Here is a 13,907-nt window from a genome sequence, read left to right on the forward strand (position 1 = left end):
AAGCATAATGGCAAGATGCTTGCCGTCATGGCGTCCCCGGCGCCACGCTTCGGGCTACGCCGGGCACAGGAATACGATCTAGGCCGCTCTTACGGGCGGTTGATTTATGATGACGCGCTACTCAGCCGCACTGGCCTTGGCCGGATCGCCGGCGCGCGGGGCGCGCTTGTCGAAATGCGCACGGATATTCTCAGGAAGCGTGTTGGGATCGATCGCCGCGCCATGAACCAGCACGCGATGGGCGTGGCCGAGCTGGTGCACGGCAAACGCATGCTGCATCGACACGCGGCGACCCTGAACGTCCTGGGTGTGATTGATCGTCGCCTTGGTCATGTTCAGCGTCCAGGAGGTGTGCGTGCACAGCTTCTCGGCCAGATCCAGCGTGAACGCCTCGAGCTCGGCGCGCGGCACGACCTCGTTCACCATGCCGTACTGCTCCGCCTTCGCCGCCGACAGTTCGCCGGTCAACATCCACTGCTTGGCGCGACGCGGGCCGATCTCCCAAGGATAAGCCCAGAATTCGACACCGCTGCCACCCATTTTGGTCGAGGTGCAGATGAACTTCGCATCGTCGCTGGCGACGATGATGTCGGAACACCAGGCGAGCATCAGCCCGCCGGTGACGCACTTGCCCTGAACCTGTGCGATGATCGGCTTGGAAAGGTTGCGCCAGCGCTCGGTGATCTCAAGATAGATCTCCATCTCGCGCGAGTATCGCCCTTCCGCGCCCGGCATGTCGAAATTCGCCCAGGTGCCGACGATCGGGAAGTCGCGCCAGGTCTTGTCGCCGTCGCCCGACAAGTCGTGACCGGACGAAAAATGCTCGCCCACGGCCGCAAGCACGATCACCTTGACGTGCGGCTGCTGCACGGCAAAATCGAACGCGCTGTTGATGTCATATGTCATCTGCATGTTCTGCGCGTTGCGCTTCTCCGGCCGGTTGAGCGTGACGCGCGCGACGCCGCTTCGCGGCTCGTCGTAGATCACGGTCTCGAATGTCGGGAATTTGCTGTCTGGTTTGGCCATGAGCTGCTCCGGCTGTTTATTGCTTGTTGCCCGTCGTTCGTGAGGTGTCTGCAGCAGATCAGGTTTTGCGCCTGATTTCCATCAGCTCACCCCGCGAAACCGCATAAGGGGATGCCGAGATTCCGGCAGCGGCCTTGGCAAGTCAACCGCATTGGCCTCTAATATCAAAATGACCGAACTCGCCAGCCTCTCTGCCCTCGCACTGATCGCACTCTTCAAGAAAAAGTCGCTCTCGCCGGTCGAATATTTCGACTGGCTCGGGCAGCATGTTGCCGCCTGGGAGCCCTCGGTGCAGGCGCTCTATCTGTACAGGCCGGAGGTCGGACGCGCCGAAGCCGAGGCATCCGCCGCGCGCTGGAGCAAGGGCGTGCCGAAGGGCCCGCTCGACGGCATACCCGTTACGGTGAAGGAGATCATCGCGACGGCAGGCGATCCGATTCCGTTCGGTTCCGCGGCGACGCAGCTCGTCCCCGCAGCCGACGACGCCCCTTCGGTGAAGCGGTTGCGCGAGGACGGCGCCATCATCTTCGCCAAGACCACCTGCCCCGATTACGGCATGTTGTCCTCGGGCATCTCCAGCTTTCATCCGACCACGCGCAACCCCTGGGACCTGAGCAAGAACCCGGGCGGATCGAGCTCAGGCGCAGGGGCTGCCGGGGCCGCGGGCTACGGACCGCTGCATCTCGGCACCGATATCGGCGGATCGATCCGCCTGCCGGCGGCCTGGTGTGCGCTGTTCGGACTGAAACCGTCGTTCGGACGCGTGCCACTCGATCCGTTCTATCTCGGCCGCGCGGCCGGGCCGATGACCCGCACGGTGGACGATGCCGCGTTGATGATGGCGACGATCTCGCGGTTTGATCCCCGGGACGGGATGAGCCTGCCGCCCGCCAGCATCGACTGGTTTGACCTGGCGGCGGATGTGAAAAACTTGCGCATCGGACTGCTGCTGGATGCCGGTTGCGGCATGCCTGTGGAGCGCGAGGTGCGCGAGGCGATTGTCGCGGCGGCGAAGGTCTTCGAGCAGGCTGGAGCGACCATCGTTGAGGTTCGGCCGGTCATGACGCGCGAGATGCTCGACGGCGTCGATACCTTTTTCCGCGCGCGCTCCTGGGCGGATTTCGAGAGCTATACGCCGCAAGCTCGCGCGAAGATCCTTCCCTACATCCTGACCTGGGCGGAGAAAGGCGCGAAGATGTCGGCGGCCGCCGCGATCCGCGGCTACAACCAGACCAACGAAATTCGGAAAAGCGCGGCGCGGCTCTTTCAGAGCGCCGACATCGTGCTGTCGCCGACGGCGCCGGTTGCCGCATTTCCGGCCGAGTGGCCCTCGCCGCTCAACGATCCGGAACGCCCGTTCGAGCATATCGTCTTCACGGTGCCGTGGAACATGGCCGAGAACCCGGCCGCCTCGATCAATTGCGGCTTCACGCAGGCCGGGATGCCGATCGGCCTGCAAATCATCGGTCCGCGCTTTTCCGACCTGGCCGTGATGCGGATGGCCAAGTTCTACGAAAGCTTGCGCGGCCCGATAACCAACTGGCCGCAGGTGACATGAGGCGCCTGCGCCCGTCATTGCGAGCGAAGCGAAGCAATCCAGCCGCGCGCCGAAGCGCGCAACAACAGAAGCGGCATCTGCGTCTGGCTCAGACTGGATTGCTTCGTCGCTGACGCTCCTCGCAATGACGTCAAAGTTCCTTCGCACGCCAGCAGCGGACCAGATGTTCGTCGCGGTGGCGCTCGAGCGCCGGCAGAGGCTCGCGACGACACGGGTCCTCGACATACCGGCAGCGCGGGCTGAAAGCGCAGCCGTCCGGCGGCTTGAGGGGATTGGGCAGTTCGCCCTTCGCGCGCACGAACGGCACGCGGAGAAGCGGATCGGGAATGGCGGCAATCAGCGCCCGCGTATAGGGATGCGCCGGGCGCTCGAAGATCTCCCGCCAAGGTCCGGTCTCGACGATGCGGCCAAGGTACATGACCGCGACCCGGTCGCTCATATGCTCGACCACGCCGAGGTCGTGGCTGATCATGATGTAGGAAAGGCCGAGGGTCTCCTTCAGCTCCAGCAGCAGATTGATGATCTGCGCACGGATCGACACGTCCAGCGCCGAGACCGGCTCGTCGCAGACGACGATCTTCGGGTTGAGGATCAGGGCACGCGCGATGCCGATGCGCTGACGCTGCCCCCCGGAGAATTCGTGCGGGTAACGATCCGCATGTTCGGCGCGCAGGCCGACGTGCGCGAGCATTGTCGCGACGCGATCGTCGATCTCGCTCCGGGCGCGCACACCATGCAGACGCAAGGGATCCTCCAGCGTCCGCCGCACCGTCTGTCGCGGGTTGAGCGACGCATACGGATCTTGAAAAACGATCTGCGCCGTACGCGCCAGCGCTTTCCGGTCAATCGAGCCGCCGGCGGTCACCGCCTCCCCGTCGAGCTCGATGCTGCCGCTGCTCGGCGCCTGCAGGCCGACGATCGAGAGGGCGACGGTCGATTTCCCGCAGCCGGATTCGCCGACAAGGCCGAGGCATTCGCCGCGCTTGAGTTCGAGATCGACGCCGTCGACCGCCCGCAGCACGCGGGGCTTGCCGAGCAGACCGCCACTCAGGTGAAAATGCACGCGGAGGTCCCGCACCCGAAGGATGACGTCGGCGGCGGCGGATGACGCAGAGTCAGCCATGATGATGACACCTGACAAGGCCGCCCGCATCCAGCAGGTCCACCGCTGGCTCAACCGTGCGACAGACGTCGGTCACCCGAACGCAACGCGGATTGAACCGGCAGCCATGCGGGAAGCTTGTGATTGCCGGCACGACACCCTTGATCTCCTGCAAACGGCTCTGACCGTGCGCGGCGCGGCTGCCGAGCCGCGGCAACGAGCCGACGAGGCCGCGGGTATAGGGATGCGCGGGGTTGCGGAAGATATCGTCCGAGCTCTGCTCTTCGACGATGCGGCCGGCATACATCACGGCGACGCGGCGGCAGACATTGGCGACGAGGCCAAGATCATGACTGATCATCAGCACCGCCGTCCCCTTGGCAGCGCACAGGTCGCGCATCAATTCGATGATCTCGGCCTGCACGGTAACGTCGAGCGCGGTCGTCGGCTCGTCGGCAATCAGCAGGTCAGGCCCGCAGGCGAGCGCAATGGCGATCATGACACGCTGGCGCATGCCGCCCGAGAGCTGGTAGGGAAAATCCTTCACCCGCCGCTCGGGCGCAGGCACACGCACGCTCGCCAGCGCTTCGATCGCCAGCCGATTTGCCTCACGCCAGCTCTTGCCCTTGTGCAAAACGAACATCTCGGCGATCTGCCGGCCTACGGGCGAGACCGGGTTAAGCGCTGTCATCGGCTCCTGGAAGATCATGGCAATGCGATCGCCGCGCAGCTCGCGCTGCCGCGCCGGCGAAAGGTTCTGAATTTCGCGGCCCTCAAAGCGGATCCTGCCGGCGCCGATCGACAGCGGATGGCGCAGCAGGCCGATCAAGGCGAGCGCCGTGATGCTCTTGCCGCAGCCGGATTCGCCGACCAGGCCGAAGGTCTCGCCACGATCGATACGGAAGGAGATGCCGTCGGCTGCAGCCACGCGCCGGCCCTGGACGTCGAGATCGATGCGCAAATCGTCGACTTCGATCAGCGGCACCGCCGTCATACGCGCGTACTCCGCGACTGAGGATCAAGAATGTCGCGCAGGCCGTCGCCGAGCAGGTTCAGGCCAAGCACCGTCAGGAAGATTGCGAGGCCCGGGAAAATCGACAGCCACGGCGCGGTCGTAATCTGGTCGCGCGCCTCCGACAACATGCTGCCCCAGCTCGGATAGGGTGGACGGACGCCAAGACCGAGGAACGAAAGCGAGGCTTCGGCGAGTACCGCGCTGCCAAGACCCAGCGTACCGATGACGATGATGGGCCCGAGCATGTTAGGCAACAGCTGCGTGACCATGATGCGCAGGTTACCGTACCCCAGCACCTTGGCCGCCTGCACATATCCCTGGCTCTTGAGCGACAGCGCCGATGCCCGGGCGATCCGGCAACTGAACGACCAGTTGGTAAGCCCGAGCGCGATCAGAAGGCTGGTCAGGCCCGGTCCCAGGACGGCCATGATCGCGAGCGCAAAGATCAACGAGGGGATCGCCAGCATGAGATTGGTCAGGCCGTTGACGAAGTCATCCCACCAGCCGCCGAGATATCCGGCCGTCAGTCCCAGGCTCACGCCGATGAACGTGTTGATGAGCTGCGAGACGATGCCGACGGTAAGCGAGATCCGCGCACCGTGCACGACGCGGGAATAAATATCCCGTCCCTGCGCATCGGTGCCGAACCACCACGTCCAGCTTGGCGGCTCTTCGGCGTTCAACAGGTTCGCGTCCATCACCGGATCGGTGTGCGCGAGCCATGGCGCGAACAGGCCGACAAACACCGCGAGAGCAAACAAGGTGCCGCCGACGACAAGATTGAAGCGAAGCGGCACCAGCCGCCTGCGGGGCGTCGCGCTCTCAGCTGTATTTGATGCGGGGATCGATAACGACATAGAGCAGATCTACCAGTGCATTGACGATCAGGAAGAACAACACGGCCACAAGGATCGCACCCTGGACCGCGGGAATATCGCGTTGCAGCACGCTGTCGACCAGCAGCGAGCCGATACCGGGCCAGGAGAACAGCTTCTCGACGACGACCGCCTGCCCCATCAGCGAGCCGAACTGCAGGCCGATGGTTGTCAGAATCAGCACAAGCGCGTTGCGCATCACGTGCCACTTCACGACCCGGAGTTCGCTCATGCCCTTCGAGCGCGCCGTGCGCACGAAATCGGCGGTCATGATCTCGAGCACTGCAGCACGTGTCGTCCGCGCGAGAAGCGCCATAGGCGACACGCCGAGGGTGACGGCCGGAAGGATCAGATACATCAGCCCGCCGTCGCCATAGCCGAAGCTCGGCAGCCAGCCGAGCGTCAGCGCAAACAGATACATCAACAGAAGCCCGAGCCAGAATTTCGGCATCGACAGGCCGGATACGGCGCCGATCATCGAAGCCATGTCGATGAGGCCGCCAGGTTTGAGCGCCGCGATGAAGCCGAGCGGCACGCCAACGACAATCGCAAACAGCATGGCGGCGAAGATCAGTTGCAACGTCGGCCACGCGCGCTTGGCGAGCATGCTCGTCACCGGCTCGCGAGTGCGGAACGACGTGCCGAAGTCGCCGGTGGCGAGCTTGCTCACGTAAGAGGCGAAACGCACATGCACCGGATCGTTGAGACCGAGCTCCTTCTGCATGCGCTCGGCGACCTGCGCATCGATCGCGCCGCGACCTTCATCGCTGAGCGCCGAGACGATACTGCCGGGGATGACGCTGAACAGCACAAAGATCAGCAGCACGACCGCGAGAATGGTCGGAACGATCTGCAGACTGCGCCGGATGGCAAAGGCTAGCATCTGGTCGTACCGCCCCGCTTCAACAGGTTCGCGATCGAGCGGAGCTATCGCGCATAGGCCCCTCGGAGATCACAACCAACTCGGCGGGCTCCCTCTCCCCGCTGGGGAGAGGGTTGGGGTGAGGGGCAGTGACGCCGATAGTGCCGCACAGAAGTTCGGTCTTCGCATCATGACCTCCGAACGCCCTCACCCTACCCCTCTCCCCCGGGAGAGGGAATCCTGCCGAGGGTTTGGCGGCCTCTTGTCCATATGCGATGCCCTGCGCGATGGAGCCACAACGCAAGTCATTTCGCAGCAGGCGAGCTGGCATCGACCCAGAGGTCTTCGACGTTCTGGTGCGTCAGTTCGGTTGCATTCAGCTGGATGCCCTTGAGCCAGGGCTGCACGGCCATGACCGCCTTGTTGTAATTGAAGAACCATACCGGAGCTTCTTCATAAAGCAGCGCGTTCGCCTTCTGCAGCAGCTCGTCCCGCTTGGCGGGATCATCGGCCTGGCCTGCCTGATCCAGCAGCTTGTCGTACTCGGGATTCTTGAAATTGTTGTAGTTGCAGGCCGACTGCGGCGTCGCCGAATGGAAGCACTTCAAAGAAGCCTGCGGATCGGGTCCGGTGGCCATAGAATAGATGAATGCCTGGAAGTCGCCATTGCGCGCGACCTCCGCAAGCACCGCCGTCTCGACCTGCTTGACCTTCACCTTGATGCCCACCCGATCGAGCATAGGGATGATGGCCTCGACGATTGGCAAGCCCCAGCTTTCGTTCGCGCTGGCGGTCCACTCGAACTCGAAGCCGTTGGGATAGCCGGCCGCGGCGAGCAACTGCTTGGCCTTCGCCGGATCAAATGGATAAGGCTTCAGCGCCTTGTCGTAGACCGGCGAAGTAATCGGCAGCCAGCTCGTGGCACGATAGGCCTTGCCCTTCACGAGCTTGTCGATGATCAGCTGGGCATCGATCGCATAGTTGATGGCCTGCCGGACGCGCTTGTCTGAGAATGGCTTGAAGGACGGGTTCATCCCCATGTGCCGGGTGAACACCTCCGGCACCTCGACGATGGTCCCCTTCAAGTTCGGATCGGCCTGATATGCGACGTATTGGGCAGGGCCCAGCACCGACGTATCGATCTCCTTGTTGCGGAAGGCGACGTCGCGCGCTGCCGCCTCGCTCATGACGGACACCACCAGCTTGTCGGCGTATGGCTTGCCCGGTTTGTAAAATTTCTCCCACCGTTCCATCACGATCCGCGATCCCGGAACGTGCTCGACGAACTTGAACGGTCCGAGACCGATGGGCTTCTGGATGTAGCTCTCCTTCGCGCCCTCATCGGCCGGATAGATCGAGGTCGTCGCGGTGAAGAAGTAGAATCCCGGATTCACTTTCTCGGTCAGCGTCATCTCAAGTGTGAAATCGTCGATCTTCTTCAGGCCGGAAATCTCCTTCGCCTGCCCCTTCTCAACCTCCGCCGCGCCTTTGATCAGACGCACATAGCGCGCACCGGGAAAGGCCTTGGTGCCATCCATGATGCGATTGAAACTCCAGATGACGTCGTCAGCCGTCATCTTCCGGCCGTTGTGAAAGAAGGCATCGTCCCTCAGCTTGAACGTATGGACGAGGCCGTCCTCCGAAACCTTCACATCCTTGGCAAGCTCCAGAGCGGGCTGACCCGCTGCGGAGTCCCACGCGTAGAGGGAGCGATGCAGGCCCTTGGCGAAAATCTCGTCCTGCGCGCGCTGCGTCGTGTGGATATCCATGCTGGAAAAGCTCGATCCGTAAGGCGCAGTCATTCGGATCGTGCCGCCGGTGCGCGGTGTTTGCGCCATAGCTGTAGCGGTCAACGCCAGTCCCAGTGAAGCCGCAACGACGATCCTGCTGAGCATGACGTATCCTCCGATCGGCCGAGAACTTGTCTGACAAGTTGATCACTCCAAACATGCCCTGCGCAAGAGGTTTTAGGACGGCAGTGCAGCCCCGGTCTCTTCGCATCTGCAGAATCCAGGCAAGACCAAGCCTGCAAGACTAGCCAAGCGGCGGTTGCCGTGAAAACGGTCAAGCGCTGCCGTATCAGTCGGCAAACTCGCCCATTCTCGCTGTTGCAAGCCCGCGCGCTTGGTGACACGATCAAGCGATCGTCACCTGGGGAATGCCGCCGGCGATGGTCCGCTTCATTCTGCGTCGTGCCGCTCTCGGTCTGCTCGTTGCGCTCACGGTGATGACGCTTGCCTTCATGCTGACCAGACTGTCGGGCGACCTTGCGATTTCGATCGCCGGCCCTGGCGCCACGCAAGAGGACATCGAAATCATTCGCAAGGCCTACGGCCTGGATCAGCCGCTTTACATCCAGTTTGCGAGCTGGATCAGCCGCGCGCTGGTGGGGGACCTCGGCAACAGCTACTTCTTCAAGGACAGTGTCTCGAACCTCATTGCGGCTCGGATGCCGATCACCATGACGCTCGGTCTTGTCGGCTTGGGACTGGCGCTGCTGGTCTCAATCCCGCTCGGCACTCTGGCAGCGATGCGCGAAGGCACCTGGGTCGATCGCGCAGTGACTGTGGTCACCATGATCGGCCAGGCAACACCGAGCTTCTGGTTCGGGCTCATCCTCATGATCACCTTTGGGCTGACGCTGGGCTGGTTGCCAATCTCGGGAACCGGATCGTGGCAGCACTTCGTGATGCCGGGCATCGTTCTGGCGATGACGGCAACACCGGCCCTGACACGACTGACGCGTTCGGGAATGATCGAGGCCATCGCTTCGGATTACATCCGCACGGCACGCGCGAAGGGCCTGACGCGCCGCAGCATCATCTTCAAGCACGCACTTCGTAACGCCGCCATTCCCGTCGTCTCGATCGCTGCGGTGCAACTTGGTTTCATGCTCGGCGGCTCGATCGTGGTTGAAACCGTGTTTGCCCTGCACGGAGTCGGCTTTCTCGCCTGGGAAAGCATCGCCAAGAACGACTTCCCGGTCGTTCAGGCCGTGGTTCTGGTGCTCGCCACCATCTACATCTGCCTGACGATGCTCTCTGACATCCTCAACGCACTGCTCGACCCGAGGATCAGGTCCACATGAGCATTGCCATCAGCCTGCCGCCGGTCAGAGTCAGGACATTCCGCGTCGGCAACGTCGGTTTCTGGATCGGAGTGGCGATTTGTTCTGTGGTCGTGCTCGCCGCCGTGGTCGGCAACGCGCTCGTTCCGCACGACCCATTTGCGCAGAACCTCAACAATCGCCTGGTGCCGCCATTCTGGATGGAAGGAAGCCAGCCGGACCACCTGCTTGGAACCGATCAGCTCGGCCGTGACTACCTTGCACGGCTCGTCTACGGCGCGCGTATCTCGCTTTTGATCGGCATCACGACGATGATCGTATCGGGGCTGATCGGTACCACCCTCGGCATTCTTGGCGGATACTTCGGCGGGATCGTCGACGACGTGGTGCTGTTTCTCATCACCTGCCGCTTGTCGATTCCTGTGGTGCTCGTCGCGCTTGCCGTGGTCGGCCTGCTAGGGTCGAGCCTGACGCTGGTCATCTGCACACTGGGTCTTTTGTTGTGGGACCGGTTTGCCGTGGTCGCCCGCTCGACGACTATGCAGGTTCGCAGCCTTGACTATATGAACGCCGCCATGTGCGCCGGCGCCTCGACGCCACGGTTGCTGTTCCGCGAGATCCTGCCGAACATTGCCTCGCATCTTGCCGTGGTCGCAACGCTGGAGATCGCGCTGGCGATCCTCTTCGAGGCAACGCTCTCGTTTCTCGGTCTCGGAGTGCCCGCGCCGTTGCCGTCATGGGGTTTGATGATCGCCGAAGGCAAGGACTACATGTTCTTTTCTTCGTGGGTCATCATGATCCCCGGCGTCACCCTGTTCATCTTCGTCATGGGTGTGAACTTCGTTGGCGACGGACTGCGAAGCCTGCTTGGTGCGGAGCGACCGCGATGAGCGCGCCGCTGCTGGAGATCGAAGACCTTTCAGTCACGTTCAATGAACGCATGGCCGCGGTTCGCAACGCCTCGTTCCGCATCGGCCGCGGTGAGACGCATTGCGTGGTCGGCGAATCCGGTTGCGGCAAGTCGGTCAGTGCGCTTGCGGTGATGAACCTGCTGGTGAGCGCCGCAAAGCGTACGGCGAAGCGGCTTTCGTTCGCCGGCGAGGATCTGCTGGCGATGCCGGAAAAGAGGATGGCGCAGCTCCGCGGCAACCGGATGGCCATGATCTTCCAGGAGCCGATGACCAGCCTGAACCCCGCCTATACCATCGGCTCCCAACTGACCGAATCCTACCGCCGTCATAAACGCGCGTCGCAACGCGATGCCACAGCGCGCGCCGTCAAACTGATGGGACGCGTCGGCATCACTGCACCGGAGATGCGGCTCGGCCAGTTTCCGCATCAGCTCTCGGGCGGATTGCGCCAGCGCGTGATGATTGCGATGGCGCTGATGTGCGAGCCTGAACTGCTGATCGCCGACGAGCCGACAACGGCCCTGGATGTGACCGTACAAGCTCAGATCCTCCGTCTCCTGAACGAGCTTAAGGACGAGTTCGGCCTCTCGATTCTTCTCATCACGCACGACCTCGGCGTGGTCGCCCGCGTCGCCGACAGCGTCTCGGTCATGTATGCCGGCGAGGTCGTTGAACATACGACCGCTCGACAGCTGTTCGCCGACCCTCAGCATCCTTACACGCGCGGGCTCCTGTCCTGCATTCCGGTGCCTGGCAAGTCGCAGCGCGACAAACCGCTTGGCAGCATACCGGGCGTGGTCCCGCAGGTGTCCGTCGGCTTCAGCGGCTGCGCCTTCCGCTCGCGCTGCGCATTCGCCGACGCCGATTGTGCCGGGACGATCAACACACAGACCGCCACCGCCGATCACAACTATCTCTGCCGGCTGACGCCGACGCGACAGAAGGAGCTTGCACGCGCTTGAATAGTCCGGCTGCCATCGAGGTTCGCGACGTTCGCCAGGAGTTCCGCGTCAGCGGCGGCATGTTCGCCGCGGCACGCCACGTCGTGGCGGTCGATGGCGTCTCATTTTCGGTGCCTGCGGGACGTGTGCTTGGCATCGTCGGAGAATCGGGGTGCGGAAAATCGACACTCGCGCGATTGATCCTCGGTCTGCTTGCGCCGACGTCCGGCGACGCGCTCGTTTACGGCCAGCGCCTGGCGGCGCTCGACCGCAAGGCTCGCGCGAGGCTGATCCAACCGGTGTTTCAGGACCCCTTCTCCTCCCTCAATCCGCGTCAGACGATCCAGGAGATCGTTTCGCTGCCGCTGGTCGCGCAAGGCTCTTTCGAAGCGCCCGAGATTACCCGGCTGACCAACGAGATTCTCGATCGCGTTGGCATCGCCCGGGCGATGGCCACGCGGCTGCCGGCAGAGCTCTCGGGCGGACAGCGCCAACGCGTAGCGATTGCGCGCGCCCTTATCATCAAGCCGAAGGTGGTCGTTTGCGACGAGCCAACCAGCGCGTTGGACGTCTCCGTGCAGGCCCAGATCCTCAATCTGCTTGCCGAGCTGCGGCGCGAGTTCAATCTCACCTACATCTTCATCAGTCACAACCTTGCCGTCATCGAGCATGTCGCGAGCACAGTTGCCGTGATGTATCTCGGCCGCATCGTTGAAATGAACGAGACCGACGTACTGTTTCGCTCGCCCCGCCACCCTTACACGCGCGCGCTGCTCGACAGCGTTCTCACACCGGAACCCGATCTCGGGATCCCGGATGTCGGCCTTGGCGATGCCGTCCCTGACCCATCCCGCATTCCGGCAGGCTGCCGCTTCCATCCGCGCTGCCGCATGGCGGTCGAACGATGTCAACGCGAGCCGCCGAAGCCGGACCTTGCGGCGCCCGACGAGATGGTCGAATGCCACCTTGCGAACCAGGACAATCCGTTTCAACTCGTTGGAGGTCAGTATGCGCAGGGTTAACTTCGCAGCCGCAATTGCTCTGGCATTCGCACTGGTGGCCCAAGCCGGACCCGCGTCCGCGCAGAAATCATCGGATACGTTGCGGATCGTCTTTCGTGACGCTGTGCCGAACGTCGACCCCTACTACAACAGCCAGCGTACGGGCCTGATACTGGCGCACACGGCGTGGGATACGCTGGTGTATCGCGACCCGGAGACCTTCGACTTGAAGCCGTTGCTCGCGACCGAATGGAAGCTCGTCGACGACACCACGCTGGATTTCACGCTGCGACAAGGCGTCAAGTTTCATGATGGCAGCCCGTTCAGCGCCGACGATGTCGTCTACACGATCAATCTCGTCTCGAGCCCGGACAGCAAGGTCTCGACGCCATCGAACTACAACTGGATCGAGAAGGCCGAGAAGACCGGCGACTATTCCGTCCGCGTCAAGCTCAAGCGCCCGACCCCCGCTGCCCTCGAATTCTTCGCGCTGGTCGTTCACATCTATCCGAAGGCCTATCGCGAGAAGGTCGGCCCCGAAGGCTACGCCAAGGCGCCGGTCGGCGCCGGCCCGTACAAGATCACCAAGCTCGAATCCTCTGCTTCCGTCGAGTTCGAGCGGTTTGACGGCTATTACGACAGCCCGAAGGGAAAGCCCGCAATCAAGAAGCTGGTCGTTCGCTTCGTCACGGACGCCGCCACGGAACTCACCGAGTTGCTCTCGCAACGGGCGGATTGGATCTGGAATCTCAATCCCGATCAGTTCGACAACGTCAACAAGGTCCCGTTCCTGCAGGCTGTTCGGCAGGAATCGATGCGCATCGGCTATTTGTCGATGGATGCGGCCGGACGGACGGGGCCTGAGAACCCGCTCACAAACCTGAAGGTCCGTCAGGCGATCTGGCATGCGATCGACCGGCAGGCGATTGCCGACAAGCTCGTGACCGGCGGCAGCCGCGTGCCGTTGGCGCCCTGCTTCCCGACACAGTTCGGCTGCGACGGCGAAGCCGCCGTCAAGTACGACTACAATCCGGCGAAGGCCAAGGCGCTGCTGGCGGAGGCCGGCTTCCCGAATGGCTTCGAGGTCGAACTGGTGACGTACGTGCTCCCGCAATGGGCGGCGTCAGCGCAGAGCTACCTGCAGGCCGTCGGCATCAAGGCCAAGATCTCGCAGTTGCAGGTCGCCGCCGCCATCCAGCGCGCGCAGAAGGGTGAGAACCCGCTCTATTTCGCAAGCTGGGGCAGCTACTCGGTGAACGACGTGTCGGCAATCCTGCCCAACTACTTCGCCGGCGGCAACGAAGACTATTCGCGCGATCCTGAGCTGATAAAGCTGGTGCAGGAAGGCGGCTCGACCAACGATCCGGCCGCGCGCAAGAAGGCCTACGCGAAGGCGATCAAGCGCGTCACCGAACAGGCGTACTGGATGCCGATGCCGACTTACGTCACCACATACGGCTTCTCGAAGACGCTCAGCTTCAAGCCCTATCCGGACGAACTGCCGCGATTTTTCCTGGCCAAGTGGAATTGAGGCATAGCCGCCGCGGCG

12 protein-coding genes are annotated in these 13,907 nt (G+C 62.9%); 6 read left to right on the forward strand and 6 right to left on the reverse strand.

The features are described from left to right. Positions 1-117: 117 nt before the first annotated feature. Positions 118-1,026, reverse strand: coding sequence for an enoyl-CoA hydratase (locus tag RCO31_RS28120; protein WP_308971675.1), 909 nt, complete (start codon positions 1,024-1,026; stop codon positions 118-120). Between the two features lie 169 nt (positions 1,027-1,195). On the opposite strand from RCO31_RS28120, the gene RCO31_RS28125 reads away from it, so the two are divergent. Next, positions 1,196-2,584, forward strand: a complete 1,389-nt coding sequence (locus RCO31_RS28125) for an amidase (protein WP_308971676.1) — start codon at positions 1,196-1,198, stop codon at positions 2,582-2,584. Between the two features lie 130 nt (positions 2,585-2,714). Here the strand turns inward: RCO31_RS28125 and RCO31_RS28130 are convergent, their stop codons facing one another. The 5 genes from RCO31_RS28130 to RCO31_RS28150 all read right to left on the reverse strand — a co-directional run bounded on the left by RCO31_RS28130 (position 2,715) and on the right by RCO31_RS28150 (position 8,333). Further along, the gene (locus tag RCO31_RS28130) at positions 2,715-3,707 is read right to left on the reverse strand and encodes an oligopeptide/dipeptide ABC transporter ATP-binding protein (protein WP_308971677.1); all 993 of its coding nucleotides are present in this window, start codon (positions 3,705-3,707) and stop codon (positions 2,715-2,717) included. Further along, entirely contained in the window at positions 3,700-4,680 is a 981-nt protein-coding gene (locus RCO31_RS28135) for an ABC transporter ATP-binding protein (protein WP_308971678.1), read from the reverse strand. Before RCO31_RS28135 ends, RCO31_RS28130 begins: the two co-directional genes overlap by 8 nt. Next, positions 4,677-5,498, reverse strand: coding sequence for an ABC transporter permease (locus RCO31_RS28140; RefSeq protein ID WP_308971679.1), 822 nt, complete (start codon positions 5,496-5,498; stop codon positions 4,677-4,679). Before RCO31_RS28140 ends, RCO31_RS28135 begins: the two co-directional genes overlap by 4 nt. Positions 5,499-5,523: 25 nt before the next feature. Beyond that, positions 5,524-6,459: an ABC transporter permease gene (locus tag RCO31_RS28145; protein ID WP_308971680.1), complete on the reverse strand. Its 936-nt coding sequence runs from the start codon at positions 6,457-6,459 to the stop codon at positions 5,524-5,526. Between the two features lie 284 nt (positions 6,460-6,743). Further along, positions 6,744-8,333: an ABC transporter substrate-binding protein gene (locus RCO31_RS28150; protein ID WP_308971681.1), complete on the reverse strand. Its 1,590-nt coding sequence runs from the start codon at positions 8,331-8,333 to the stop codon at positions 6,744-6,746. 275 nt (positions 8,334-8,608) lie between these two features. Here RCO31_RS28150 and RCO31_RS28155 point away from each other — a divergent pair, with 275 nt between their 5' ends. From RCO31_RS28155 to RCO31_RS28175, 5 genes are read left to right on the forward strand one after another with little or no spacing between them, the layout of a single operon-like run. Further along, on the forward strand, positions 8,609-9,526 hold the full coding sequence (locus tag RCO31_RS28155; protein ID WP_308971682.1) for an ABC transporter permease: 918 nt from the start codon (positions 8,609-8,611) through the stop codon (positions 9,524-9,526). After that, complete coding sequence (locus tag RCO31_RS28160; protein WP_308971683.1) at positions 9,523-10,395, forward strand: ABC transporter permease; 873 nt, start codon at positions 9,523-9,525, stop codon at positions 10,393-10,395. Before RCO31_RS28155 ends, RCO31_RS28160 begins: the two co-directional genes overlap by 4 nt. Then, entirely contained in the window at positions 10,392-11,378 is a 987-nt protein-coding gene (locus tag RCO31_RS28165; protein ID WP_308971684.1) for an ABC transporter ATP-binding protein, read from the forward strand. Before RCO31_RS28160 ends, RCO31_RS28165 begins: the two co-directional genes overlap by 4 nt. After that, positions 11,375-12,379 carry an oligopeptide/dipeptide ABC transporter ATP-binding protein gene (locus tag RCO31_RS28170; RefSeq protein WP_308971685.1) on the forward strand — a complete coding sequence of 335 codons (1,005 nt, stop codon included), beginning with the start codon at positions 11,375-11,377 and terminating at the stop codon, positions 12,377-12,379. The genes RCO31_RS28165 and RCO31_RS28170 overlap by 4 nt, the downstream gene beginning before the upstream one ends. Then, positions 12,366-13,889 carry an ABC transporter substrate-binding protein gene (locus RCO31_RS28175; protein ID WP_308971686.1) on the forward strand — a complete coding sequence of 508 codons (1,524 nt, stop codon included), beginning with the start codon at positions 12,366-12,368 and terminating at the stop codon, positions 13,887-13,889. The genes RCO31_RS28170 and RCO31_RS28175 overlap by 14 nt, the downstream gene beginning before the upstream one ends. Positions 13,890-13,907: the final 18 nt, after the last annotated feature.

The sequence above is a fragment of the Bradyrhizobium sp. LHD-71 genome (assembly GCF_031157255.1).
Classification (GTDB): domain Bacteria; phylum Pseudomonadota; class Alphaproteobacteria; order Rhizobiales; family Xanthobacteraceae; genus P52-10.